Origin of the sequence: Chromobacterium piscinae (assembly GCF_021129175.1) — a bacterium.
Lineage (GTDB): Bacteria > Pseudomonadota > Gammaproteobacteria > Burkholderiales > Chromobacteriaceae > Chromobacterium > Chromobacterium piscinae.
The window spans coordinates 1-23,995 of sequence record NZ_JAJOHV010000014.1; the positions used below are offsets into that span (position 1 = coordinate 1).

25 protein-coding genes are annotated in these 23,995 nt (G+C 67.2%); 23 read left to right on the forward strand and 2 right to left on the reverse strand.

Annotated elements, in window-relative coordinates; translation table 11 throughout:
* Window positions 1-42: 42 nt before the first annotated feature.
* Both LQR33_RS03675 and LQR33_RS03680 read right to left on the reverse strand, forming a co-directional pair.
* Window positions 43-1,197 (reverse strand): branched-chain amino acid ABC transporter substrate-binding protein, encoded by a 1,155-nt coding sequence (locus LQR33_RS03675; RefSeq protein ID WP_231177547.1) that lies wholly within the window; start codon window positions 1,195-1,197, stop codon window positions 43-45.
* A 137-nt stretch (window positions 1,198-1,334) separates the two neighbouring features.
* Window positions 1,335-1,655, reverse strand: coding sequence for a Mor transcription activator family protein (locus LQR33_RS03680; RefSeq protein WP_046159138.1), 321 nt, complete (start codon window positions 1,653-1,655; stop codon window positions 1,335-1,337).
* A gap of 232 nt (window positions 1,656-1,887) precedes the next feature.
* On the opposite strand from LQR33_RS03680, the gene LQR33_RS03685 reads away from it, so the two are divergent.
* From LQR33_RS03685 to LQR33_RS03795, 23 genes are all read left to right on the forward strand, one after another.
* Window positions 1,888-2,346 carry a Gp37 family protein gene (locus tag LQR33_RS03685; RefSeq protein WP_221668982.1) on the forward strand — a complete coding sequence of 153 codons (459 nt, stop codon included), beginning with the start codon at window positions 1,888-1,890 and terminating at the stop codon, window positions 2,344-2,346.
* A complete protein-coding gene (locus LQR33_RS03690; RefSeq protein ID WP_021476589.1) occupies window positions 2,343-2,537 on the forward strand; it encodes a hypothetical protein in 195 nt (64 codons plus the stop codon). The genes LQR33_RS03685 and LQR33_RS03690 overlap by 4 nt, the downstream gene beginning before the upstream one ends.
* 2 nt (window positions 2,538-2,539) lie before the next feature.
* Window positions 2,540-3,967, forward strand: coding sequence for a phage tail sheath subtilisin-like domain-containing protein (locus tag LQR33_RS03695; protein ID WP_231467661.1), 1,428 nt, complete (start codon window positions 2,540-2,542; stop codon window positions 3,965-3,967).
* 2 nt (window positions 3,968-3,969) lie between these two features.
* Window positions 3,970-4,494, forward strand: a complete 525-nt coding sequence (locus LQR33_RS03700) for a phage major tail tube protein (RefSeq protein WP_046159141.1) — start codon at window positions 3,970-3,972, stop codon at window positions 4,492-4,494.
* A gap of 171 nt (window positions 4,495-4,665) precedes the next feature.
* Window positions 4,666-4,920, forward strand: a complete 255-nt coding sequence (locus tag LQR33_RS03705) for a phage tail assembly protein (RefSeq protein WP_166440916.1) — start codon at window positions 4,666-4,668, stop codon at window positions 4,918-4,920.
* Window positions 4,921-4,936: 16 nt separating this feature from the next.
* Entirely contained in the window at window positions 4,937-5,074 is a 138-nt protein-coding gene (locus LQR33_RS03710) for a hypothetical protein (protein WP_021476592.1), read from the forward strand.
* 108 nt (window positions 5,075-5,182) lie between these two features.
* Window positions 5,183-8,020: a hypothetical protein gene (locus LQR33_RS03715; protein ID WP_231467663.1), complete on the forward strand. Its 2,838-nt coding sequence runs from the start codon at window positions 5,183-5,185 to the stop codon at window positions 8,018-8,020.
* A gap of 31 nt (window positions 8,021-8,051) precedes the next feature.
* Window positions 8,052-8,966, forward strand: coding sequence for a phage tail protein (locus LQR33_RS03720; RefSeq protein ID WP_166440918.1), 915 nt, complete (start codon window positions 8,052-8,054; stop codon window positions 8,964-8,966).
* Window positions 8,967-8,969: 3 nt separating this feature from the next.
* Window positions 8,970-9,185 (forward strand): tail protein X, encoded by a 216-nt coding sequence (locus tag LQR33_RS03725; protein WP_046157938.1) that lies wholly within the window; start codon window positions 8,970-8,972, stop codon window positions 9,183-9,185.
* Complete coding sequence (locus LQR33_RS03730; protein WP_231467665.1) at window positions 9,182-10,228, forward strand: phage late control D family protein; 1,047 nt, start codon at window positions 9,182-9,184, stop codon at window positions 10,226-10,228. Before LQR33_RS03725 ends, LQR33_RS03730 begins: the two co-directional genes overlap by 4 nt.
* Window positions 10,225-10,902, forward strand: a complete 678-nt coding sequence (locus LQR33_RS03735) for a phage baseplate assembly protein V (RefSeq protein WP_046168845.1) — start codon at window positions 10,225-10,227, stop codon at window positions 10,900-10,902. The genes LQR33_RS03730 and LQR33_RS03735 overlap by 4 nt, the downstream gene beginning before the upstream one ends.
* A gap of 38 nt (window positions 10,903-10,940) precedes the next feature.
* A complete protein-coding gene (locus tag LQR33_RS03740) occupies window positions 10,941-12,893 on the forward strand; it encodes a phage tail protein (RefSeq protein WP_205692637.1) in 1,953 nt (650 codons plus the stop codon).
* A gap of 30 nt (window positions 12,894-12,923) precedes the next feature.
* Window positions 12,924-13,523, forward strand: a complete 600-nt coding sequence (locus LQR33_RS03745; protein ID WP_166440920.1) for a phage tail protein — start codon at window positions 12,924-12,926, stop codon at window positions 13,521-13,523.
* Between the two features lie 83 nt (window positions 13,524-13,606).
* Complete coding sequence (locus tag LQR33_RS03750; RefSeq protein WP_231177530.1) at window positions 13,607-14,335, forward strand: phage tail protein I; 729 nt, start codon at window positions 13,607-13,609, stop codon at window positions 14,333-14,335.
* Window positions 14,336-14,631: 296 nt separating this feature from the next.
* Window positions 14,632-15,921, forward strand: a complete 1,290-nt coding sequence (locus tag LQR33_RS03755) for a baseplate J/gp47 family protein (protein WP_231467667.1) — start codon at window positions 14,632-14,634, stop codon at window positions 15,919-15,921.
* Window positions 15,914-17,242 carry a phage tail protein gene (locus LQR33_RS03760; RefSeq protein ID WP_231467669.1) on the forward strand — a complete coding sequence of 443 codons (1,329 nt, stop codon included), beginning with the start codon at window positions 15,914-15,916 and terminating at the stop codon, window positions 17,240-17,242. The genes LQR33_RS03755 and LQR33_RS03760 overlap by 8 nt, the downstream gene beginning before the upstream one ends.
* A gap of 13 nt (window positions 17,243-17,255) precedes the next feature.
* Window positions 17,256-17,738 carry a hypothetical protein gene (locus LQR33_RS03765; protein ID WP_021476603.1) on the forward strand — a complete coding sequence of 161 codons (483 nt, stop codon included), beginning with the start codon at window positions 17,256-17,258 and terminating at the stop codon, window positions 17,736-17,738.
* A gap of 11 nt (window positions 17,739-17,749) precedes the next feature.
* The gene (locus tag LQR33_RS03770) at window positions 17,750-19,690 is read left to right on the forward strand and encodes a DUF4815 domain-containing protein (RefSeq protein ID WP_231467672.1); all 1,941 of its coding nucleotides are present in this window, start codon (window positions 17,750-17,752) and stop codon (window positions 19,688-19,690) included.
* Between the two features lie 9 nt (window positions 19,691-19,699).
* On the forward strand, window positions 19,700-20,908 hold the full coding sequence (locus LQR33_RS03775; protein ID WP_221664880.1) for a hypothetical protein: 1,209 nt from the start codon (window positions 19,700-19,702) through the stop codon (window positions 20,906-20,908).
* Window positions 20,909-20,918: 10 nt separating this feature from the next.
* Window positions 20,919-21,212 (forward strand): hypothetical protein, encoded by a 294-nt coding sequence (locus LQR33_RS03780; protein ID WP_221664881.1) that lies wholly within the window; start codon window positions 20,919-20,921, stop codon window positions 21,210-21,212.
* Window positions 21,213-21,226: 14 nt separating this feature from the next.
* On the forward strand, window positions 21,227-22,690 hold the full coding sequence (locus LQR33_RS03785) for a hypothetical protein (RefSeq protein ID WP_231467674.1): 1,464 nt from the start codon (window positions 21,227-21,229) through the stop codon (window positions 22,688-22,690).
* Between the two features lie 8 nt (window positions 22,691-22,698).
* Complete coding sequence (locus LQR33_RS03790; RefSeq protein ID WP_221664883.1) at window positions 22,699-23,376, forward strand: hypothetical protein; 678 nt, start codon at window positions 22,699-22,701, stop codon at window positions 23,374-23,376.
* A 214-nt stretch (window positions 23,377-23,590) separates the two neighbouring features.
* A complete protein-coding gene (locus LQR33_RS03795; protein WP_166440929.1) occupies window positions 23,591-23,983 on the forward strand; it encodes a GPW/gp25 family protein in 393 nt (130 codons plus the stop codon).
* Window positions 23,984-23,995: the final 12 nt, after the last annotated feature.

Consider the following 23,995-nt stretch of genomic DNA (forward strand, 5'->3'; position numbering starts at 1 on the left):
CCAGTCTTCTGGCGGGGTTTTTTATTGCCGTTCGCGGGGCGCTTACAAACCGACCCACTTGCCTTGCTTCAACTGGTAAAGCGAGACGGTGGCGTTCTGGATGTCGCCCTTGGCGTCGAACTTCACCGGGCCGGTGACGCCCTGGTAGTCGGTCTTGGCGATTTCCGGCAGATACTTGGCCGGTTCGGCCGAGCCGGCGCGTTTCATCGCGGCGATCAGCACCTTGGCGGCGTCGTAGGTGTACGGCGCGTAAGCCTGGATGTCGGCCTGGAACTGCTGCTTGTACTTCTGGCTGAACTCGCCGTAACCGGGCAGTTTTTCCTTGGGCGCGCCGGCGCTGGAGGCGTAGCTGCCTTCGGCGTTGTCGCCGCCCAGCTTGGCGAACTCCGGCGTGTTGACGCCGTCGGCGCCCATGAAGGCGGCCTTGAGGCCGAGCTTGGCCATCTGCTTGACCATCGGTCCTGCCTGGGCGTCCATGCCGCCGTAGAACAGCAGATCGGGCTTCTCGCCCTTGATCGAGGTGAGCACCGCCATGAAGTCGGTGGCGGTGTTGGTGGTGAATTCGCGCTTCACGACCTTGGCGCCGGCTTGTTCGGCGGACTTGGCGAAGTCGTCGGCTAGGCCCTGGCCGTAGGTGGTGCGGTCGTCGATGACGGCGACGCGCTTGGCGCCCAGCTTGTCCACCGCGTACTTCGCCAGCGCCTGGCCTTGCTGCAGGTCGTTGGCGATCAGGCGGTAGGTGTTGTGGTAGCCCTGCTGGGTGAACGACGGGCTGGTGACCGAGCCGGAAATCATCGGGATGCCGGCGTCGGCGTAGATGCGGGAAGCGGGGATGGCCGCGCCGGAGGTCAGGTGGCCGACGATGCCGGCTACCTTGGCGTCCACCATGCGCTGGGCGACCTGGGTGGCGACCTTGGGGTCGGCCTGATCGTCTTCCGATACCACTTCGAAGGTGACCGGCTTGCCGTCCAGGGTCAGTTTCTCGGCGTTGGCTTCCTGCACCGCCAGCTTGACGCCGTTGTCGGCGTCGCGCCCCCAGTGGGCGAAGGGGCCGGTCAGCGGATTGGCGGTGCCGATCTTGACCACCGCGGAACCGGCGGCGGCCTGTTCCTGTTGAGGCGCCTGGCTGGCGGGTTTGTTGCAAGCGGCGACGCCTGCCACCAAGGTGCACAGCAGCAGACTGTGTCGGGTTTTCATGATGAATCTCTCCTGATGCTCTTTGTTTATTTTGATATTGCGCCGGTGCGATGGCGTGAGCTTACTGTGTCGGCCGATCCTGCTTTTGTCAATCGGCGCGGCGGCAGGATCTGCCGCTGGAGAGCGGTGCGGAATGGTTAAGCGGCGCTGCGCGCGTTCTTGATGATCTTGTATACCCATTGCACCGAGATGCCGTGCTTCTGCGCCAGCGAGGCGTGGTTGGAGCCGTTGAATTCCGCCAGGATGCAGCGGTCTCGCTCGGCCGATTTGCTGCTCTTGCCCAAGGGGAAGTAGACGTTCTGGCCGCCCCAGTGCTGGGCCATGCGCCGGGTGATTTCGCGGGCGATCTTCTCAGCCTGTCTGTCCTCGGTGTTCGCCAGCTGCCGCAGCGCCGCGGTGATGTGGTCGGTCAGGTCGGCCAGCAGTTCCGGTCCCTTGCTGCGAAGTTGTGCCTGCATGTGCGCTCCCGCGTGATGTCGTTCTGATGGATGGCATTGTTCCATTTCCCCGTATCGCGGGCCGGATGACCGGTGTCAGCGCGATGTCAGTGCCGCATTTAGTAATGGCGGCTACAAGAACCCAACCCTCTCTCTGCTGCATTCTTCGCCACATCCGGCAAGCAACCCCGCTGGCCGGCAGTCCGAGCGCGGTTTCCGCGCGTCCCTTTTCCCCTCTGCTTGGAGTTCCGCTGTGGCAAGCACTTCCCAGATTGTCGGCGCGCTGTTGGCGCGTTTGCGCGGCGCGGCGCCGCAACTGACCGTCGAGTATTACGCCGGCGCCGAGGACGACTATCCGCTGGCGCATCCGCGGGGCGCGGCGTTGCTGTGCCTGCGCGGCAGCCAGTTCGGCCCGCTGCGCGACGGCTACGGCCAGGTGCGCACGCTGCAGCTGGCGATCACGGTGCTGCTGAACCAGCGCGACGCCGGGCTGGGGGATTGCGACGCGCTGGACGCGATACGGCGGGCCTGCCTCGGCTTCGCCCTGCCGGATTGCCAGCCGGCGTGGCTGCTGTCGGAAACCTTTCTGGGCTATCGCGACGGCGTGGCGCGCTACGCCATCGCGCTGGCCACCGACACTTTGCAAGTGACGGAGGCCGACCTGGAGCCCGTGATCATGCTTAACGCAGTCTCATACGAGGAGCAACCATGAAGTATCTGTATTCCGGTCCGATCAGCGGCGTCACCCTGGGCGACGGCCAGGAAATCATGCTGTTTCCCGGCAAGGAAGTGGAGATGCCGGAAGAACACAGCTACACCCGCACCCTGGTGGCGCTGGGCTACCTGAGCGCGCAGTCCGCGGGCGAAACCATCCCTTCCCATACCGCTGAACAAGGAGAGTAAGCATGGCGGCAAACTATCTGCATGGCGTTGAAACGATCGAAGTCGAACGCGGCCCGCGCCCGGTGCGCACCGTCAAGTCGGCGGTGATCGGCCTGATCGGCACCGCGCCGGCCGGCGCGGTCAACGTGACCACGCTGACCCTGTCGGAAAAAGACGCGGCGGCCTTCGGCCCGCAGCTGCCCGGCTTCACCATTCCGCAGGCGCTGACCGGGATCTACGATCACGGCGCCGGCACCGTGGTGGTGATCAACGTGCTGGACCCGGCAGTGCACAAAGGCTCGGCCAAGGACGAGACCATGACCCTGGACCCGGCCACCGACTCCGCGCGCCTGAAGTATCCGGCGGTAGCCAATGTGGTGGTCAAGAGCGCCGACGGCGCCACCGCTTACATTGCGGGCCAGGACTACGTGCTGGACGCGGTGTACGGCAAGATCACTCGCCTGAAGACCGGCGCCGTCGCGATCGGCGCAGGCCTGAAGGTCAGCTACGACTACGCCGATCCGTCCAAGGTGACCGCCGCCGACATCATCGGCGCTGTCAACGCCGCGGGCAACCGCACCGGCATCAAGGCGCTGCAGGACACCTACAACAAGTTCGGCTTCTTCGCCAAGCTGCTGATCGCCCCGGGCTTCTGCACCCAGAACACCGTCGCCGCGGAAATGGCGGCGATGGCCGACAAATTGGACGCCATCGCTTACGTCGACGCGCCGATCGGCACCGCCTTCGCCGACGCGCTGGCCGGCCGCGGCCCGGTGGGCACCATCAACTTCAATACCTCCAGCGACCGCGTCCGCCTGTGTTACCCGCACGTGATGGTGGCCGACGGCAACGGCGGCCTGCGCTACGAGCCGTTGTCGTCCCGCGCCGCCGGCCTGCGCGCCAAGGTGGACAACGACAAGGGCTTCTGGTGGTCCAGCTCCAACCAGGAACTGGCCGGCGTGGTCGGCGTCGAGCGCCAGCTGACCGCGATGATCGACGATCCGAACTGCGAAGTGAACCAGCTGAACGCGTCCGGCATCACCACCGTGTTCAACAGCTACGGCTCCGGCTTCCGCCTGTGGGGCAACCGCACCGCGGCTTGGCCGACCGTCAGCCACATGCGCAACTTCGAGAACGTGCGCCGCACCGGCGACGTGATCAACGAGTCGATCCGCTATTTCAGCCAGCAGTTCATCGACATGCCGCTGAACCAGGCCACCATCGACGCGCTGGTGGAGTCGGTGAACGGCTATGGCCGCAAACTGATCGGCGACGGCGCGCTGCTGGGCTTCAAGGCCTGGTTCGACCCGGCCCGCAATCCGGCGACCGAGCTGTCCGCAGGCCACCTGCTGATCAGCTACAAGTACACCGTGGCCCCGCCGCTGGAACGCCTGACCTTTGAAACCGAGATCACTTCGGAATACCTGCTCAGCCTGAAAGGAGGCAATTAATCATGGCCGGCAAGATTGAAATCAACCGCATCACCAACGCCAACATCTACATCAACGGCAACTCGCTCTTGGGCCGCGCCGAAGAGATCAAGCTGCCGGACGTGTCCGCCATCATGCAGGAGCACAAGGCGCTGGGCATGGTCGGCAAGATCGAGCTGCCGGCCGGCTTCGAGAAGCTGGAAGGCGAGATCAAGTGGAACTCGCTGTACAAGGACGTGGCCAAGATCATCGCCAATCCGTTCCAGGCGGTGCAGCTGCAAGCCCGTTCCAGCATCGAGACCTACGGCTCGCAAGGCCGCCTGCAGCAGGTGAGCCTGGTCACCTTCCTGACCGTGATGTTCAAGAAGAACCCGCTGGGCACCTTCAAGCAGCATGAAAACGCCGACTTCAGCTCCGCCTTCACCGCCACCTACGTCAAGCAGGTGGTGGACGGCGAGGACATCCTGGAGCTGGACTACATGGCCAACATCTTCCGCGTAGGCGGCAGCGACATGCTGGAGCTGTACCGCCAGAACATCGGCGGCTAATCCCGGCTCGCCCGCGGACTTGATCCGCGGGCGAGTGGGCGCGGTTTGGCGGGGAGGACGCCTCCCGACCCCGCCGGCCGCTTTTAAAGCCAATCCCTAAAGCGCTTTCGCATACCCCGGATACGGGCTGCCGGAAAATGACGGCATCCCAACCCGCTTCAAGGAGCCATCATGCAGATCAAGCTGCAATACCCGTTCACCAACGCCGCCGGCCAACGCATCGACACGCTGGACGTGGCGCGCCTGAAGCGCGCCGACCTGAAGGCCGCCAGCCATCACAGCCAGGACGACGCCGACCAGGAAGACTTCCTGTTCGCCCGCATGACCGGCCTGACGCTGGAAGACATCGACCAGCTGGACATCGCCGACAGCCGCGCGCTGGCCGACAGCTTTCGCGAAATGGTGGGCGGATCCGACAACGCTTAAGTCGTTCGACGAGGTCTTGCTGACGGTGCTGAATTTGCCGCCGTCGGAGATAGACGCGCTGGCGATGGACGACTACTGGTTCTGGTGCGAAGTCGCCGAGCGCGAAGTCCAGCGCCGCAACGAGCGCCAGCAGCACCTGCTGGACGCCATGTAAGGCGGCTGTCCAGCCGCTCCCAGTCCGAATCTTTTCCTGATCGGCCGCCTCCCGCCCGCCGGGACGGGGCCGATCGCCCTTTCTATTCCCCAAATACAGGCAATCACCATGGTAAGCGAGTTTTTCATCGGCCTTAAGGTGGGCGCGACGCTGTCCGGGGTGTTCGACAACGCCTTCCGCTCCGCGCGCTCCGCGATGGACGATCTGCGCAAGAGCAGCTTGCGCTTGTCCGACGCGCAGAAGGACCTGGCCGGCAATGTCGAGCGCACGCGCCGGGCCTATGCCGGCCTGGACCTGGCGCGGCTGGAGCGCCAGCACCGCCAGCTGGAGGCCACGCTGGGCCGGCTGACCCGCCAGCACGAGGCGTGGCAGGCCAGCTTGCGCCGCGGCCGGGCGTTGAGCATCGCGCCGGGCGGCGCGCTGCAGTCGACGCTGCGCATCCAGCAAAGCCGGATCGAGGTCATGGCCTCGGTCCGGTTGAGCGCATCCATCCGCCAGGTCGAGCAGAAGCTGGAAAGCCAGCGCCGCGACCAGGACAAGGCCGAGCGCAATCTGCCGCCGGCGGGCGAGCCCCGCACCGGCGCGCGCGGCGGCCAGGGGGGAGGGAGCAAGAGCGGCAATCGGAGCGGCGGCGGCAACGATGCCGGCGACGCGCCCGCCAAACGCCCTTCTTCTTCCTCTCCGTCCTCTTCTTCCGGCTGGCGCTGGCCCAGCATCGATCTCTCCCTTGGCAAACTCCGCCTGCCGACCCGGCAGGAACTGATTCGCGTCGCCGATTTCGCTCAAAAGGCAGGCGCCGCCGTCGCCAACGCCAGCGGCAAGGCGCATGCGGCATTGTCGACGGGCGAAGGGCGCAAGGCGCTGGATGCGATCCACGCCAAGCTCAATCCCAAGCTGGGCGGCAAGCTGCCCAGCGTCGACAAGATCCTGGACGGCCTCAAGACCGCCGAGACAGTCGGCCAGGTGGTATCCAAGAGCGGCCAGCTGGCCGGCGTGACGCTGCGCAGCCTGGATGGCGTCAAATGGGGTGATCTCAAGCCCGGCAACGCCGGCAAGAGCCTGATCGGCGCCGCCGATTACGCCAAGCGCGGCGGGGCGGTGATCGCCGACGCCAGCGGCAAGTTGCATGGCGCCTTGTCCAAGGGCGAAGGACGAGAAGCGCTGGACTTCGTCCACGGCAAGCTGGACAAGGCCTTGGGCGGCAAGCTGCCCAGCGTCGAAAAAATCCTTGGCGGCCTCAAGACCGCCGAGACAGTCGGCCAGGTGGTGTCCAAGACGGGTCAGTTGGCCGGCGTGACGCTGCGCAGCCTGGACGGCGTCAAATGGTCGGATCTCAAACCGGGCAACGCCGGCAAGAGCCTGACCGGCGCCGCCGATTACGCCAAGCGCGGCGGGGCGGTGATCGCCGACGCCAGCGGCAAGTTGCATGGCGCCTTGTCCAAGGGCGAAGGGCGCGAAGCGCTGGACTTCGTCCACGGCAAGCTGGACAAGGCCTTGGGCGGCAAATTGCCCAGCGTCGACAAGATCCTGGGGGGTCTCAAGACCGCCGAGACGGTCGGCCAAGTGGTGTCCAAGACTGGCCAGCTGGCTGGCGTGACGCTGCGCAGCCTGGACGGCGTCAAATGGTCGGATCTGAAGCCCGGCAACGCCGGCAAGAGCTTGACCGGCGCCGCCGACTACGCCAAGCGCGGCGGGGCGGTGATCGCCGACGCCAGCGGCAAGCTGCACAGCGCCTTGTCCAAGGGCGAGGGGCGCGAAGCGCTGGACTACGTGCATGGCAAGCTCAACGCCAAGCTGGGCGGCGTGCTGCCCAGCGTCGATTCGATACTGGGCGGACTGGGACAGCTGGAGGAGTTGGGCAAGACCGTGTCCCAGGCCGGCGGGATGGCGGGCAAGGCCTTGCGCGCTTACTCCGGCGCGTCCGGCAACGTTTTCCAGAAGGCGATGGCAGCCGCCGGCGCGCTGCTGAGCGGCGATGAGGCCGACAGCGGCCCCCAAGCCGGCGGCAAGGGCGAGAAGGGGAAAAAGCGCGCGGCCGCCAAGCCGGCGGCGAAATCCACGCCGAAACCGGCACCCAAAACCACAGCGCCGGCCAAAGCCAAGCCGGTATCCAAGCCTGCCGCCAAACCGGCACCCAAGCCGGCGGCGAAGCCATCGGTCAAGCCTGGCAATGCGTTGAAGGAAGCGCGCGGCGTGCCGGGCAAGAGCAAGAGTTTGCTGTCCGGATTGAAGCTGCCCAAGTCCGGCGGAGGCTTGCTGAACACCGGGCTCAAAGCGCTGAGCAAGGGCGGCAAGGGCTTGAAGAGTTTGATCGGCAAGGCCGATCTGCTGGGCGTGGGCATGGATCTGCTGGCCACCAGCCGATCCAATCTGAGCCCGCAAGCCAAGGCGGCCGCCTACGGCAAGACGCTGGGCGGCACCGCCGGGGCCTTGGCCGGCGGCGCGGCCGGCGCCGCCATCGGCACCATGCTGCTGCCCGGCGTCGGCACTTTCGTCGGCCGGCAGGTGGGCAGCTGGCTGGGGCAGAAGGGCGGCGAATGGCTGGGCGAGAAGATAGGCAACTGGGCAGGCAAGCCGGGTACGGCGCCGAAGCCGGTGGCGGTGCCCAAGCGGGCGACCCCACCCAAGCCGGTGGCGGTTCCCAAGCCGGCGGCTCCAGCCAAGCCATCGCCCAAACCCGCTGCCAAGCCGGCAGCCCAGGCGCAGCAGGCGCAACAACTGCGACGCATCCAGCAGACGGCCAACAAGGCCGCGGCCAAGCCCGCCGGCCCGGCCGCCGTGTTCAACATCACCTTCTCGCCGCAGATCACCATCAACGGCGCGGCATCCGCCGGCGTCAAGCAGCAGGCGCAGCAGGCGATGCAGCAGTCTTTCGCCGAGTTCGAACGAATGATGAAGCGCTATGAGGCGGACCGTCAGCGGCGCAGCTACGCGGCGCGGGGCTGAGGAGGCGCATCCATGAAGAAAGGAGCAAACGATGTACGCGGTACTGGGTGACATCGAGTTCGACCTGATCAGTTATTTCGACGGCCTGGAGCAGCGCGGCGGCAGCGATTACGCCGAGCACGCGCGGATAGGCGGCAAACCGGTGCTGCAGTTCGTCGGCGACCGTCTGGACGAGGTCCGCATCGACCTGGTGCTGCACGCCGCCTATTGCCAGCCGGACGCCGAGCTGCAGCGGCTGCACGCCGCCCGCCAGACGCACCAAGCTCTGGCATTGGTACTGGGCAACGGCGATCACAAAGGCCATTTCGTGATCACCGAGCTGACCAGCACCGGCCGTCAGAGCGACCGCACCGGCAATCTGCTGGCGGTGGAGGCGCAGCTGTCGCTGCGCGAATTCCGCGGCCAAGCGGCGCCGTCGCCCAAGCCCGGCCTGCTGGGCAGCGTCAGCGGCCTGCCGCAGGCCAAGCTGCAGCAGTCGCTGGCCGGCGCCGGCTTCAAGCCGGACCTGTCCGGCCTGAGCAAGGCGCTGTCCCAGGCCAAGACCATGGCGGTGCAGGCACGCAAGGTGGTCAACGACGTGCGCGAGCTGAAAGACCTGGCGCGGCGCGACCCCTTGTCGGCGTTGGGCCGGGTCCCTGGCGTGCTCAAGGATGTGCAGACGGCGGTGCCCGGCATCGCCCAGGGCGTGGAGAAACTGAACCAGTTCATCCAGCCGTATTCGCGGCTGGCTGAGAGCATCAAGCCTCTGATCCCGCAGTTTCAGGCCATGGGCCGCCAGCTTGGCGCGCTGGCCGAAACGATGCAGGGCTGCACGCTGGACAACGTCGCCGACAAGCTGGGCAAGGCGGAGGCGACGGTCCGCGACATCGACAAGAACTGGCCGACACGCGATATCGAGATGGCGAAGTTGGCCGCCAAAGCGGTGCTGCGCCGCATTCTGGAGTGAACCATGTTTCTCAAGCACATCTGTCAGGAAGGAGAGCGCTGGGACCAGATCGCCTGGCGCTATTACGGCGACGTCGGCCAGATGGTGATGCTGATCGCCGCCAATCCGCAGGCGCCGATCAGCGAGACGCTGCCGGCCGGCACCCAGCTGGCCATCCCGCTGTTGGAGGCGCGCGACGAGGCGGCGCTGGATGAGCTGCCGCCGTGGAGGCGCTCATGACCGACAGCCGCATCCAGGATGTGGCGGCGCCGGCGTTCGAGCTCAGCTACAACGGCAAGTCCATCACCGCCGACATCGCCCAGTACGCGCTCAACATCAGCTACACCGACCATCTGTCCGGCGAATCGGATGAACTGGAGGTGGAGCTGGAGGATTGCGACGGCCGCTGGCTGAACGGCTGGTATCCGGACAAGGGCGCGACGCTGGACTTCAAGCTGGGCTACCGCGGCGCGGCGCTGGTGGCGCTGGGCAGCTTCGACGTGGACGAGGTCGATTACAGCGCGCCGCCATCGGTGGTCCACATCCGCGCGCTGGCCACCGGCGTCCAGCATCCGCTGCGCACGCCGGAGGGCCGCGCCTACGACAAGCTGACGCTGCAGGCGTTGGCGCAGCGCATCGCCAAGCGTCACGGCATGAAGCTGGAAGGCAAGATCGAGGATGTCGAGATCGAGCGCCTGACCCAGTACCACGAAACCGACCTGCAATTCCTGCAGCGGGTGTCCAGCCACTACGGCTACGTCTGCAAGGTGATGGACAACAACCGCAAGCTGGTGTTCTGGAAGCGAGCCGAGCTAGTGGCGTCCGCCAGCGTGCGCCAGTTCGCGCCGGCGGACTTGATCGCCTGGCGCGCGCGCGACCAGCTGTCGCAGGTGCCCAGCGCGGTGGAGGTCAGCTACCACGACTCGCACAAACGCAAGCTGCAGACGGCGCGGGTGGGCGCCGACGCGCGCTCGCCCGGCGGCAAGGCCAGCAGCGCCGACGTGGTCAAGCTCACTCGCAAGTCGGGCGGACGGGTGCAGGCGGAGCTGCAGGCCAAGGCCGAGATGGAGCGCCGCCAGCTCGCGCGCACCGAGATGAGCGTCACCGTGGACGGCTCGCCGCAGCTGGCCGCCGGCCGCAACGTGGAGCTGTCCGGCTTCGGCAAGCTGTCTGGCCGCTATCTGATCGAGCGCGCCCGCCACCGCCTGTCGCGGCAGGAAGGCTATATCTGCGAACTGGATCTGAAACGCGCGGCGCCCGCCGCGGCCAAGGAGAAAAAATGAACGATGTTTCCCTGCCCGATGCGCTGGCCACGCTGAAATTCGGCAGTGTGGCCGAGCATGACGCCCCCACCCAGCGGGTGCGGGTGCGGCTGCCGGAGCTGGGCCAGCTGCTGACGGCCTGGCTGCCGGTGCTCAGCCGCAAGAGCCTGAAGGACAAGGACTATTGGCTACCGGATATCGGCGAGCAGGTGGCGGTGCTGATGGACGCCCGCGGCGAGGACGGCGTGGTGCTGGGCGCCATTTACTCCGAGGCGGACGCGGTGCCGGTGGCGAGCGAGGAGAAATGGCAGCGCCGCTTCGCCGACGGCGCGGTGCTGGAGTACGACCGGCAGCAGAACCAGCTGACCGTCAACGGCGGGGTCAAGCACGTGGTGGTGGACACCCAGGCCGACGTGCTGATCAAGGCCGCCTCCAGCATCACCATAGATGGCGGCCAGACCGTCACCGTCAAGGCCGGGAGCAAGGTCAGCATCAACGCGCCGGCCACCGAGATCAGCGGCACGCTGACGGTGCAGGGCGCGATCACCGGCAAGGGCGGCCTAGCGGTGTCCGGCGGCGGCGGCGCCACTGTAACGGGCAGCGTCAGCGTCAGCGGCGACGTCACCGCCAGCGGCAAGAGCCTGGTGGGCCACAACCACATGGGCGCCCACGGCCCGACCAGCCCGCCGCTATGAGCCGCGGCGCCATCTTATTCGCAGTTTGATTGGAGACCATGATGAACAACGATTTCTTCACCCTGCTCACCGCCGTCGGCAAGGCCAAGCTGGCTGCAGCCGCCAGCGGCGGCGCGCCGCTGAAGCTCAGCCAGATGGCGGTGGGCGAGGGCGACAACGGCGCGTATTACACGCCGGCCGAAAGCCAGACCGCGCTGAAAAGCGAGGCCTGGCGCGCCGGGCTCAACCATCTGTCCACCGACCCGGCCAACCCCAACTGGATCGTCGCCGAGCTGGTGATCCCGGACCAGGTGGGCGGCTTTACCATCCGCGAAGTGGGTGTGTTCGACGCCGACGGCGCGTTGTTCGCGGTGGGCAAGTTCCCTGAGAGCTACAAGCCGGTCTTGGCTGACGGCGCCAACAAGCAGCTTTACGTGCGGATGATCCTGGAAGTATCCAACGCCGCGGCGGTGACGCTGATGGTGGACCCGAGCGTGGTGCTGGCCACTCGCGGCAGCGTCGATCAACGCATCGCCGAGGAGCTGGCCAAGCTGGACGGCAAGCCGTCGGTCCGGGCCGCCACCACCGCCCCCATTACGCTGACCGGCTTGCAGACGGTAGACGGCGTCGTGCTGCAGCTGGGCGACCGGGTGTTGGTCAAGAACCAGGCGGCGGGCGCCGACAACGGCATCTACGTGGCCGGAGCCGGCAACTGGGCGCGCGCCGCCGACGCCAACATCAGCTTGGAAGTGACGCCGGGCTTGTTTGTCGCGGTGGAGCAGGGCGCGGCCAACGGTGGGGCGATCTGGCAATTGCTGGACGCCGGCGCGCCGGTAACGTTGGGCAAAACGCCGCTTTCCTTCGAACGGGTTTCCGGCCGCACTGGCGTGTCCGCCGGCAGCTACAACCGGGTGACGGTGGGCGCGCGCGGCGAAGTGCTGGGCGGCTCGCAGCTGGTGGCCTTCGACCCGGCTCAGACCTTCCCGATCCAGGCTTACCGGCGCAATTTGCTGATCAACGGCGGCTTCGACATTTGGCAGCGCGGCTTGAGCCAGACGACAACCGGATACGGTTCCGCGGATCGCTGGCTGATGGATTTGGGTAGTGGCTTGCCTGGGGTGACGATGGCAAAGATGGATGCCAGCGTAGCGGATACCGAGGCGCTTGGCGGAGCCACTTCTTTTCTGCGTTTAACCTTGGCCAAGGCCCCTTCATCCAAGGTCCGGGAATACTGCCAAATTAACCAGCGCGTCGAGAACCTGCGCCGTTTTTCCGGCAAGCAGCTGACGCTGAGCTTTTGGGCTAGGGCTGACAAGCCTTGCTCCATCTTGGCTTATGTCGAGCAGTGGTTCAGCGCGCCTTATGTCGAGGCGGTCAAAAACCGCGCGTTGAATAGCACAGCGGCAAATCTGAGCAGTTCCTGGCAGCGTTTCAGTTTCACATTCACCTCGCCTAGCTTGCAGGGGCGTGCCATTGGTAGCCAAGGCGATGATTGTCTGAGCGTGTTTATCGGCCTTTCGTATAGCGATGCGCTTCCTGAGTTGAATGCCATTGCCACCGCGCAAACCGGCGCGTTCGATATCGCCCAGGTGCAGTTGGAGGAGGGACCGGTGGCTACGCCGTTCGAATACCGTCCATTTGGCGACGAACTGCGCTCTTGTCAGCGCTATTTCGAGAAAAGCTATCCGCTGGGCGATATGCCGGGGAAAAACTATGGGCCGGAGTCGGCGCAGAAGCCGGCAATTCTAGCCAAGATGTTTCATCTGAATGCCGGCGCTGTAAGTATCGCTCCCATCAATACCACCACGCCTTTCCTCGTGGAAAAGCGCATTCCGCCTAGCGTGGTATTTTATGACGGCCTCGGCGCGGCGGGAAAGATGGCGACCAGTTTGGGAAATGGGGTGGATATTTCCGTATCAAGTAGTTTTACTCGTTTCGTCAACCCGATTCCAGTCTTCGCGGCCAATACCAGCTGGATTGCTTACCACTGGACGGCGGACGCCGAAATCTGATGAATGCCTTTGTAAGAAAGCGAGCATGCAATGTATAGACTGACCGATTCGCCGGACTTGATCATCCGTCTGGCTGATGGGGCGGCCATTCCCAGAGAACACCGTTTCTGGGCCGACTATCAGGCCTGGCTGGACCAGGGCAACGCGCCGGCGCCGGCGGAAAGCCCGGAGCAGTTGCTGCCGCGCCTGCTGCGTAACATCGACGCCGCCGCCGACGCCGCCAGCCAGCTCTACATCGGCAATGAGCTGCGCGCGCTGGAATACCGGCAGGCCGCCGCCGAGGCCCAGTCCTATAAAGATGGCGGCTACAAGGGCGACGCGCCGCCGGCGGTGCAGGCCTGGGCCAGCGCCAAAGGCCTATCCGGCAAGGACGCGGCCGATGGCATCCTGGTCAAGGCCGCCGCCTGCGACCAGGCCTTGTACGCGATCCGCGCGTTGCGCCTGTCCGGCAAAGAAGCGGTGCGACAGGCGGCCGACGCCGACGCCGCCCGCGCGGCGGCCGACGACGCGCTGGCCAAGCTGCGGCAGCTGGCCGAGTCGCCGGACGCGCTGGCCGCGCCGGAAAGCGACGCGGCCAATGCCGGCGGCTTCTGGCGTTCCTCCCTCAAGCTGTTCTCCCGGGGCGCTTGATCCCCAGCCGGCGGCCGTGGGCCGCCGGCATTCCCTCCCGCGCCCGGCCATTCCGGCCGGCGCGTTGTTTCCAAGGCTATCCGATGACCGACATCACTCCCAATGTGCTGGCCGGCGACAAGCGGCTGTCGCCGCTGGCCGAACTGAGCCGGCGCCTGCAACGCATCGATCTGGCCCCCTTTCTGGTCTACCTGGTGGATCAGGTGGAGGCCGATTTCCTGCCGCTGCTGGCAGAGCAGCTGCACGTGGCCGGCGACGAGGGCTGGCAGCTGGCCGCCGACGAAGCGCAGCGGCGCGATCTGATCAAGCAGGCGATAGAACTGCACCGCTACAAGGGCACCCGCTGGGCCTTGCAGCGGGTATTGGCCACGCTGGGCCTGGATGGCCGCGTCAGCGAGTGGTTCGAGTACCAGGGCCGGCCCTTCCATTTCAAGATCGATCTCGACCTGTCCGGCCGCGGCCTGGGCGAAGCCACCTACCAGGCGCTGCGGCAGATGCTGGACCAGTACCGCAACGCCCGTTCCCGGCTGGAGAGCCTGGACCTGCGGGTGGAGCTGCGCGAGCGGCTGCCGGTGGTCGCCGCGGTTTCCGCCGGCGGCGAGGTGGCCAGCGTCTATCCGCAGGCGCGGCGCGAACTGCGCCAGCAGGGACCGCTGCGTCTGGGCGCGGCCCATGGCGGCGTCGAAACCGTCACCGTTCTGCCTTGGCAGCGGGGACGGCTGGATGGCCAGGCTGCGCTGCGCTGGGGCATGGGCCTGCCGTGCCGGGAGGCGGTCACGCTATATCCGCGCCCGCTTCAACTGATTTCCTAAATCGCTTCAAAAGCCGCGTCCGCGGCGATTTGCAAATATGACGTGACGATAACGGCTGCCGGCATACCGCGGCTGCTCCGGCTGCCGGTGGCGTGCGCCAGCGCGCGCAATGGAAGTCAGCCGGCGGCGTGATCCACGAAATCCAACGTAGACCCGCTAACAAAACCCCTGATCCTGCGTTGCGCCCCCTTGTCGCACGGGTGGGCTCTGCCTGCGTCGGCGCGCCTTGGCTCAGGCTCTGTGCAAGGTTTTGTTAGCGACTCTTAGGCTGTAAGCCAACCGACAAGGACCCGTCCATGAGCCCGAACCTCCCCGATCTGCCCGACTTGCCCATGGTCGATCCGGCCGCCGCCGCCAGCGCCATGGCCGACGCCTATCTGAAACTGGGCGGCCAGCAGCAATACCCCAAGCAAATGGCGCAACTGTTGACGGAAATGCTGGCCAACCGCCAGCCCGGACTCGCCGCCGCCGACCTGCCCAAATTCATCGACGACGACCCCAAAACCGTCGCCGCTCAGATGGCCGCCACCTATCAGGACATGGCCGGCAAGCGGCTGTATCCGGGCCAGGTGGAGCAGCTGCTGATTGATCTGTTCGCCTACCGCGAAAGCCTGGCGCGCGCCGCCTTCAACGATGCCGGAAGGCAAAACCTGGTGGCCTTCGCCCGCGCGCCGATGCTGGATTACCTGGGCGAACTGGTGGGCGTGGCGCGTCAGCCGGCCCAGGCGGCGACGGCGCGGGTGACGCTGACCTTTCCGGCCTATGTCGAAGGCGGGCCGAAGCAAGTGATTCTGCCCGCCGGCGCGCGCATCTCCGGCAATGCCGCGACACAGTTCCAGACCACCGCCCCGCTGGCGGTGAATTTGGCGGACAAGCCGCAGGATCTGGCCTGCGAGGTAGCGGCCACGGTGCCGGGCGAGGCGGGCAATCTGCCGCAGGCGGGCGATCTCAACCAGCTGCTGGATGATCCCGGAGTCAAGGTGGAGGTGGCCGGAGCGGAGAAGCCGTGGGGCGGCGCCGAGGCGGAAGACGACGAGCATCTGCGCCAGCGCATCCGGCTGGCGCCAGAAGCCTATTCCTGGGGCTCGGCCAACCGCTACCGGCTGGCGGCGATGACGGCGGCCGCCGACGCGGCGGATGTGAGGGTGATTTCGCCGCGTCCGGACGGCACGGTGCAAGTGGTGGTGCTGGGGAAAGACGGCGCGCCGTCGGCGGAAACCCTGCGCCGCGTCCGGACGGCGCTGGCGGACGACAAGGCCAGGATGATCAACGACAGGATAGAGGTGGTACCGGCCGAGGTGGTGGATTACGCGATCCTGCTGGAGGTCGACGTGCTGACCACCCGCATCCCGGACCTGGTGTGCCGGATGGCGAAGGAACGCTGCCAGGGATACGCGGCCAATCTGGCCCGCAGGCTGGGCGGCGACATCGTGCCGTCGCAGATCAAGACTGCGCTGCACGACATCGACGGCTTGTACGACGTGCGCGTGCTGGAGCCGGCCGACAAGCGGGTGCTGTCGTCGTCTCAATGGCCGCGCTGCGCGGCGGTGGAGGTGACGCTGGGAAGGATGGTGAGCGATGGCTGAGCTGCTGGTTCCCCCGCTGGCGGGCGACGCGCGCGGCCGGGCTTTCGACGCGCTGTCGGCGCGCAGCGCCGGCTTCGACCTGTCGCCGGCGCTGATCTACCTGATCGACCAGGCGCCGGCCGAGCTCTTGCCCCTGCTGGCCGAGCAATTCAACGTGGTCGGCCCGCTGTGGGCCTACCTGCCCGATGACGCGGCCAAGCGGCGCGCGATCAAGGAGTCGGCGGCGTGGCACCGGGCCAAGGGCTCGCCCTGGTCGGTGGAGGCCGCGCTGTCGTGGGCGGGTTACGCGGGCAAGGTGGAGGACGCCACCGCGCCGGCCACCCGCTGGGCGGAATTCCAGCTGGAGCTGGACGCGCCGGTGGATGGCGACGCCTTGCTGACGGTGCTGGAGTTGGCCCGTTTCGCCGCGCCGGCTCGCTCGCACCTGGCGCGGCTGTACGGCGGCTACGACCGCCGCGTGCTGAACGCGTCGAGCGGCGACCGCTGGTCGGATGCTTTCCTGTCGGACGATTCCGGCGTGTGGCGCGACGGCGTGCAGCTGAGTTTTGGCCGACGGCGGCCGCTGTTCTCGGTTTGCCCGGCGGCGGCCTCCGGGTTGGGGCGCCGGCGCGTGCATGCGTCGCGCACGCTCTACCCGGACATGCTGCGCTATGGCACCGCCCACTTCGGCGACGCGCCGGTGCTCAACCATCCGGTAATGCGCAGCCGCCTGATCGGCCTGGGCAACAAAGAGGGATTGCGCGATCCGGTGATCCTGGCCGGCAATCCGCCCTCGCCCAGATGGACCGGCGGCTGGGACGACAGGACATGGGGACGCTGGCTGCCGATGACGCCGCACCGGCGCACCGCCCGCGCCGCCTTGGTGCTGTCCGGCGACACGCGGCTGGGCGAGCCCAACACCCGCTTCGGCGGCTGGGCTGAAACCGCGGCCGGGCGCTTCGTCTGGTCCGACTCCGCATGCAAATTGTCCGATTTCGACCCCGGCCGCGCGCGCCTGGTCATCGAAGCCGTCGAAGTGGCCGTGCATGGCCTGGCGGCGGTCCGGCCCGACGATGGCGACGCGATGGGCGCGCGCACTACCCGACGTTCGTTGCACGCCGGCCAGATCGACTGGCGCGGCGCGATCCGGATGGACGGCGGGCTGCGCTGGTCGGACCGGCCGCTGGCCGAATCCGCCGGTTGGCGGCTGGAGTACCGGCTGACTACCGGCGCCGCCGCCGGGCTCGGCCCGCGCGCCGACCGCTATGGCTGGCGCGGCCGCTGGGATGACCGGCGCTGGCGCGGAGATCTCTCTCTCACCCACCAAACCTTAACCACCTGAGGAAAACAACCTTATGGCAACCCTGACCCATAGCGGTCGCGCCGCGTTGGCCGCCGCGCTGGCGTCCCAGACCCTGCATTTCGCCTGGGGCATCGGCCAGGCGGCTTGGGACGACAAGCCCGTTCCCGAACCGATAGACGCTACGGCGCTGGTGTCGGAAGTAGGCCGCCGCCTGATCACCGAGGTGCGCTTCGTCACCGAAGACCCGGCCGGCGAAATCGTCGTCCCCACCGGCCGCTACCGCGTTTCCAACGATCCGACGCGCCATTTGCTGCTGCGCATCGCCTTCGAGTTCGGCGACGCGCCGGCCTCGGTGATCCGCGAAGTCGCCGTTTTCGCCGGCAGCAAGACCCAGCCCGATCTGCCGGCCGGCCAGCGCTACTTCACGCCAGACCAGATCGCCGCCCCCGGCATTTTGGTCGCGCTGGAACGCATCACCCCTATCCACCGTTCGCCGGCCACCCGCGAAACCTTCGAACACGTCATCTCCCTGTAAGGATTGCAGCCATGTCCAACATGCCAGACGGTTACTACAACCGTTTCGATCCGGCCAAGCATTTCGACGCCCACCTGTTCCGGGCGAGCTATGCGGTGCAAGCGGCCGAGTTCAATGAAGTCCAGTCCAGCCTGTCCGCCCGCATCCAGGGCGTGGCCGACGCGATGTTCCGCGACGGCAACGTGGTGCGCGACGCCCGCGTGGTGGTGCACGCCGACAGCGGCCAGGCCGTTTGCGAGGCCGGCGCCGTCTATCTGAAGGGCGCGGTGCGCGGCGTGGCGCCCAAGCAGCTGACGATTCCCGTGGTCGGCGTGGTCGCCATCGGCCTGTATCTGCAGGAATCGGTGGTGACCGAGCTGGAAGACCCCAGCCTGCGCGATCCGGCGGTGGGCGCGCGCAACTACCAGGAAGCCGGCGCCGCGCGGCTGAAGGTGGAGGCGGTGTGGGGCTTCGCCGGCGATGGTCAGGCCGGCGAGTTCTTCCCGGTCTACCAGGTGGAAAACGGCGTGCTGCGCGCCAAGGAGCCGCCGCCGCAGCTGGACGGCGTCACTCAGGCGCTGGCGCGTTACGACCGCGACAGCTCGGGCGGCTCCTATGTGGTGTCCGGCCTGGCCGTGGCCGCCGCCGCCGATTTGCCCGGCGGCGAGCAGGTCTACACCGTCAGCGAGGGCCGCGCCCGCGTCAACGGCTACGGCGTGGAGCTGAGCACCTCGCGGCGCCTGGTCTACCCGGCCGCCGCCGATCTGCGGCCCATCGACAGCGAGCCGCATACCAGCGCCAGCGCCGGCGCCCAGCGCATCAATGTCGACCGCGCGCCCATCGCCGTGATCAGCCAGGTGCGCATCACCAAGGAAGTCACCGCCACGCTGACCCATGGCGGCTATACCGGCGCCCAGGACCCGCTGCCGGACACCTCCGTGATCTCGGTGCTGGAAGTGAAGCAGGGCGGCACCATCTACGCCGCCGGCACCGATTACAAGCTCAGCGCCGGCAAGCTGGACTGGAGCCTGCCGGGCAACGAGCCGGCGCCGGGCAGCACCTACACGGTCCGCTACCAATTCATCGCCGCGGCGCAGCCCACCCAATCCGACGCTACCGGCTTCACTGTGGAAGGCGCGGTGGCCGGCACCCTGGTGCTGGTCAGCTATAGCCAGAAACTGCCGCGCATCGACCGCCTGGCCATCGGCGCCGACGGCGAGCTGGTGTGGATCAAGGGCGTGGCCGCCGACTGGAATCCGCAGCCGCCGGCGGTGCCGGCGTCCTTGCTGCCGCTGGCTTCCGTCATCCAGAGCTGGACCCGCGACCGCTTGGTCAGCAACGACGGCGTGCGGGTGGTGCCGATGTCCGACCTGGCCGGGTTGCAAGGCCGGCTGGACCGGATGGCCGAGCTGATCGCCCAGCAGCGGTTGACTTCGGACGCTCAGCTGCGCGAAGCCGGCGCCAAGAAGGGCCTATTCGTCGATCCCTTCCTGTCCGACGGCATGCGCGACGCCGGCATCGTCCAGGCCGCGGCCATCGTCGGCGGCGAGCTGACCCTGCCCATCGCCGCCAGCGCCTCCTCCGTGCCCAACGACGTGTCCGACCGGACCAGCCTGGCTTTCAGCCTGGCTCCGGCGCTGGAACAGCCGATGCGCACCGGCAGCATGAAGATCAACCCCTATCTCGCCTTCGACCCGCTGCCGGCCGCGGTGACGCTGACGCCGGCGCTGGACCGCTGGACCGAGCTGCAGACCAGCTGGGCCAGCCCGCTGACCGAGCGCCTGACGATAGGCAGCGGCAACCGCTCCAGCGTCAGCCAGACCACCACCGACGCGCTGCTGTCCACCAGCCGCAAGCCTATCGAAACCCTGCGCTCCATCGAGGTGCGCTTCAGCGTGTCCGGTTTCGGCCCCAACGAAGCCCTGTCCAGCCTCAAGTTCGACGGCATCAGCGTCGCGCCCGCCGCCCAGTAAGGAGAAACCATGCCTCTCAATGCCAACAGCGCCGGCCTGCTCGCCGGCAAGTTCACCATCCCGCCCGGCGTACCGGCCGGCGTCAAGCGCGTCGAGTTCGTCGGCGCCGGCGGCAGCCGCGGCGAGGCGGTCTTTGTCGGCCAGGGCGAGCTGCAGACCGAGCTGCGCCGCCAGATCACCCGCATCACCGAAACCCGCTGGCAGGTGGACCCGCTGGCGCAGACCTTCACGCTGAACGCCGACACCCAGCTGGGCGGCATCGAGCTGTGGTTCACCGCCAAGGGCGCCAGCCCGGTGGCGGTACAGATCCGCGAAACCACTACCGGGGTGCCGTCCCGCGCGGTGCTGGCCGAAGCCCACCTGCAGCCGGCCGACATCGTCCTGTCCGGCCCCACCCGCATCCAGTTCGCCGCGCCGGTGAACCTGCAGGGCAGCGTCGAGTACGCGCTGGTGGTGCTGTGCGACGACGCCGACGCCGCGCTGGCCATCGCCGAGCTGGGCAAGTGGGACAACAGCGCCGGCCGCTGGGTGACCAGCCAGCCCTACCAGGTGGGCGTGCTGCTGTCATCCAGCAACGCCAGCAGCTGGACTGCGCACCAGGACCGCGACATGGCCTTCCGCCTGCTGGCGGCCAGCTACGCGGTGACCGCCAGGACCGTCGACCTGGGCAAGGTCGACGTGAAGAACGCCACCGACCTGATGCTGTTGTCGCTGTCCGACAGCCCGTCAGCCGCCGCCCGCGTCGAATACAGCCTGGGCCTGCCCGACGGCAGCGCGGTGCAGGTGGCCGACGGCCAGCCGGTGCGCCTGCCTGCCCCGCTGAGCGGCCAGGTCGGCGTCTCCGCCCGCCTGCTCGGCACCGAGAGCGCGTCGCCGGTGCTGTTTCCCGGCACCCAGCTGGTCAGCGGCCAGATCGCGCAAAGCGCCGACTACGTCAGCCGTGCCATTCCGGCCGGCAACAACGCCCGGGTGCGGGTGGTGTTCGACGCGCTGATCCCGGCCGGTGCCAGCGTGACGGCTGCCGCCTCCGGCATCGACGACGGCGATGTTTTCCAGGCGGTGGCCTACCAGGGCAGCAAGCCGCTGGGCGATGGCTGGATGGAAATGACGCACGAGCTGGCTTCCATCAGCGAGGCGATGGTCCGGGTCAAGCTGACCTTGTCCGGCAACAGCGCCGCCCGGCCGCGCGTGCGCAATCTGCGCGTGATCGTGCTGTAAGGAGGGGGCGATGGACAATCAGACCCCCCATCTGAACCTGCCGCTGCCGAATCCTGGCAACAGTCTGGCCGAGGATGTGCTGCGGATACGCGACGCTTTCACCGCGTTGGATCAGAAGATGGCCAGCCTGGACGCGCTGTTGTCCAGCGACGACCTGAACCTGGACACCGTCCAGGAGCTGGTGGCCGCCGTCAAGCGCGCCCGCGGCGACATCGACGCCGCGGCCGGCCAGTTTACCGAACAGAAGCGCATCGTCGACGCTCGGCTGCAAATCCTGACCGCGCTGGCCAGTGCCGGCCTGTAAAACCCGGAGGAACCATGTCAAAAGATTTACCGGAATATCGCGCGCAATACCTGGCGCGCATCAAGAGCCAGTTGCTCGGGACCGATCTTAGCAGCGCCGGCGCCACTGATCTGGTGATGCAGTCGGCGCTGCTCAGGGCGCACAGCCTGGTCAGCAGTCTGGATCTGCAGGACATCGACTATCTGCGCGACATGAACGGCGCCGCGCTGGAAAACTATCTGCAGCAGGCGGGGAACCGCGCGCGCTTCGAGCAGCAGCTGGCTTCCGCCGGCGTGATGCCGTCCATCGTCTCCAGCGCCGTCATCATGGCCGCCGTCGCCGACAGTCCGACGGCGATGGCCTCGGTCGCTGGCAGCGCGCCGGCGATGACGGCCATCGTCGGCAATGCGCCTATCACCAATCTGTTGGTCGGCAACGCCACTGCGATGAAGGCGGTGGCCGCCAGCGCGGTGGCCATGGTCGCCGTGATTGCCTCTCCGGCGGCGATGGCGGTTGTGGCGGTGTCGTCGACCGCGATGGCGGCGATGGCGTCGTCGCCGACCGGAATGGCCGCCTTGCTGGCGAACGCGTCGGCGTGGGCGAGCGTCGTATCGTCGCCGGTTGCGATGACCGCAGTGGCCACATCGTCGACTGCGCTGTTGGCCTTGCTGGCGAACCTGTCCGCATGGGCGACCGTTGTCTCGTCGCCGACAGCGATGGCGGCGGTGGCGGCGTCGTCGACTGCGATGAATGCGGCCATCGTCTCGCCGAGCGCGATGGCGGCGGTGGTGGCGTCCACCATCGCGATGACCGCGGTGGCGGCATCGTCCACTGCGATGGTCGTGGTGATCGCGTCGCCGACCATCTTGTCCGCGATGTTGGCCAGTCCATCGGCATGGTCGGCGATTGTCGCATCCCCGGTTGCGATGAATGCGGTGGTGTCGTCATCGACCACGATGACTGCTGTGATGGCGTCGCCGGCAGCGATGCTGGCGATAGCGGCCTCCTCAACGGCAATGAACGCGCTGCTGGCGAATGCATCGTCGCTGTCGGCGGTGGTGGGATCCCCGGTCGCGATGGCTGCCGTGGTCGCGTCTCCGACAGCCATGACCGCAGTCTTTGCGTCCGCGGCGGCGCGGCAGGCGGTATGGGGGGCGGATGCTGCGGTACAGGCCATCGCCAACGATGCGTCGGCCATCGCCTGGCTGGTGGCCAACCGGGCGACGACACCGGCGGCGAGGACGGATTCCGCTCCCTACACCTACTACAGCGGCCGGGCCTTGATCCTGCGCCATCAGCAGCTGTCCACGCCCAGCCCCAATGCCAGCTGGTTCCATAACTTCGCTACTCGAAGGGCGGGATCGAGCGTTGGCCAGTTGCAGACGCCGCAGCCCGGGTCCAGCGAGGGATGGAAAACCAATGTGGTGGCGGTTAACCCGCTCCAGTTCAATAACAACACCGGCCACTCGTCGCAGCTGCAATACGTGGTGATGGACTAAGGATAAACATGAAAATCATTGTTGATTTACAGACCAAAACAGTGGCTGGCGTCACGGTGGATGGCGACTTCCTGGCGGGAAAGAATCAGGCGCTGATTGCGCCGCCGGAAGATTTCGATATCGATGCGATGGGCGATTACACCTTTGACGGCGCCTCGCTTGTTCGGGATGTCCAGGCGGCGTTGTCCCGCGCCAAGGCCGCCCGCAAGGCCCGCATCAAGCTGGAAGCCGCCCATCTGATCGAGGCCGACGATTGGAAGCTGCAACGCGCCCGTGAACGCGAGGCGGCCGGCTGGGGCACCCTGGCCGAGGTGGACGCGGAGCTGGCCGCGCGCGAGTCGATACGTCGCTCGTCCAACGCCGCCGAGCAGGCTGTCGATAGCTTGACCGACGCGGCCAGCGTGCAGGCTTTCGTCTGGGCGGTCGACGTCGCCGTCGCGGCGCCGCGCCGGATGACGCACAAGCAGTTCATGGCGCGCTTCACCGACGCGGAGATCCAGGCGATGCTCAAGGCCTTCGGCGACAATCCCGCGCTGCGGCCCTGGTGGGAGCGTTTCAGCCTGGCGCGCGACATCAGCCTGGATGACGCGGTCACCCAGAACGGCGTCCAGGCGCTGGAGGCGGCCGGCCTGATCGGCAAGGGCCGGGCCGCTGAGGTGCTGGCCAACGCCCCGGCCGCAGTCTGATTCGACCGTCCAACTCATCTGTTCCTTCGCCTTGCTCGGCGCGCCCCTCTCAACGGGGCGCGCCATCTCCCCAGCTCGTCCGCATCCGGATGGCGGACTCAATCCACTCTCTTCCACGCGCCGCAGTGGCCCTCCGCTGAAAACGGGCGGGTTTCCACTCCGTTCCTAATCCGGTTTAAAAGCCCCGCCGGCGGCGCTTTGGCACCATAAGGCCATGACACAGCTAACCGACATCTCATCCCTGCACTGGCAGCCGGCGCTGCAGCCGCGCGATGCCAGACCCGGCGCCGGCGTCGCCGACATCGTCGAGAACCTGGACGACATCCACCAGGCCTTGCGGATCATCCTGGGCACGCCCAAGGGCAGCGATCCGTTGCGGCCGGAGTTCGGCAGCGACCTGTTCCGCTATCTGGACTACCCGGTGGACCGCGCCCGCCCGCATGTGGTGCGGGAGGCGGTGGCGGCGATCAGCCATCCGCTGTACGGCGAGCCGCGCGTTCAGTTGCTGAAGGTGCTGTTCAGCATCGAGGCCGACGGCGGCGCGCACTTGTGCGCGCAATGGAAGCTGGCCGACGGCGTGATCCGCGAAACCGAACTCAGGCTGTGAATCTAGGACAAG

Coding starts and splice junctions, on each gene's coding strand:
- LQR33_RS03790 (WP_221664883.1), top strand. CDS start 22,699: ATGAAAATCATTGTTGATTTACAGACCAAAACAGTGGCTGGCGTCACG.
- LQR33_RS03730 (WP_231467665.1), top strand. CDS start 9,182: ATGACCGACAGCCGCATCCAGGATGTGGCGGCGCCGGCGTTCGAGCTC.
- LQR33_RS03680 (WP_046159138.1), bottom strand. CDS start 1,655: ATGCAGGCACAACTTCGCAGCAAGGGACCGGAACTGCTGGCCGACCTG.
- LQR33_RS03695 (WP_231467661.1), top strand. CDS start 2,540: ATGGCGGCAAACTATCTGCATGGCGTTGAAACGATCGAAGTCGAACGC.
- LQR33_RS03755 (WP_231467667.1), top strand. CDS start 14,632: ATGAGCCCGAACCTCCCCGATCTGCCCGACTTGCCCATGGTCGATCCG.
- LQR33_RS03740 (WP_205692637.1), top strand. CDS start 10,941: ATGATGAACAACGATTTCTTCACCCTGCTCACCGCCGTCGGCAAGGCC.
- LQR33_RS03715 (WP_231467663.1), top strand. CDS start 5,183: ATGGTAAGCGAGTTTTTCATCGGCCTTAAGGTGGGCGCGACGCTGTCC.
- LQR33_RS03745 (WP_166440920.1), top strand. CDS start 12,924: ATGTATAGACTGACCGATTCGCCGGACTTGATCATCCGTCTGGCTGAT.
- LQR33_RS03675 (WP_231177547.1), bottom strand. CDS start 1,197: ATGAAAACCCGACACAGTCTGCTGCTGTGCACCTTGGTGGCAGGCGTC.
- LQR33_RS03765 (WP_021476603.1), top strand. CDS start 17,256: ATGGCAACCCTGACCCATAGCGGTCGCGCCGCGTTGGCCGCCGCGCTG.
- LQR33_RS03760 (WP_231467669.1), top strand. CDS start 15,914: ATGGCTGAGCTGCTGGTTCCCCCGCTGGCGGGCGACGCGCGCGGCCGG.
- LQR33_RS03775 (WP_221664880.1), top strand. CDS start 19,700: ATGCCTCTCAATGCCAACAGCGCCGGCCTGCTCGCCGGCAAGTTCACC.
- LQR33_RS03690 (WP_021476589.1), top strand. CDS start 2,343: ATGAAGTATCTGTATTCCGGTCCGATCAGCGGCGTCACCCTGGGCGAC.
- LQR33_RS03720 (WP_166440918.1), top strand. CDS start 8,052: ATGTACGCGGTACTGGGTGACATCGAGTTCGACCTGATCAGTTATTTC.
- LQR33_RS03735 (WP_046168845.1), top strand. CDS start 10,225: ATGAACGATGTTTCCCTGCCCGATGCGCTGGCCACGCTGAAATTCGGC.
- LQR33_RS03700 (WP_046159141.1), top strand. CDS start 3,970: ATGGCCGGCAAGATTGAAATCAACCGCATCACCAACGCCAACATCTAC.
- LQR33_RS03780 (WP_221664881.1), top strand. CDS start 20,919: ATGGACAATCAGACCCCCCATCTGAACCTGCCGCTGCCGAATCCTGGC.
- LQR33_RS03750 (WP_231177530.1), top strand. CDS start 13,607: ATGACCGACATCACTCCCAATGTGCTGGCCGGCGACAAGCGGCTGTCG.
- LQR33_RS03705 (WP_166440916.1), top strand. CDS start 4,666: ATGCAGATCAAGCTGCAATACCCGTTCACCAACGCCGCCGGCCAACGC.
- LQR33_RS03785 (WP_231467674.1), top strand. CDS start 21,227: ATGTCAAAAGATTTACCGGAATATCGCGCGCAATACCTGGCGCGCATC.
- LQR33_RS03795 (WP_166440929.1), top strand. CDS start 23,591: ATGACACAGCTAACCGACATCTCATCCCTGCACTGGCAGCCGGCGCTG.
- LQR33_RS03725 (WP_046157938.1), top strand. CDS start 8,970: ATGTTTCTCAAGCACATCTGTCAGGAAGGAGAGCGCTGGGACCAGATC.
- LQR33_RS03770 (WP_231467672.1), top strand. CDS start 17,750: ATGTCCAACATGCCAGACGGTTACTACAACCGTTTCGATCCGGCCAAG.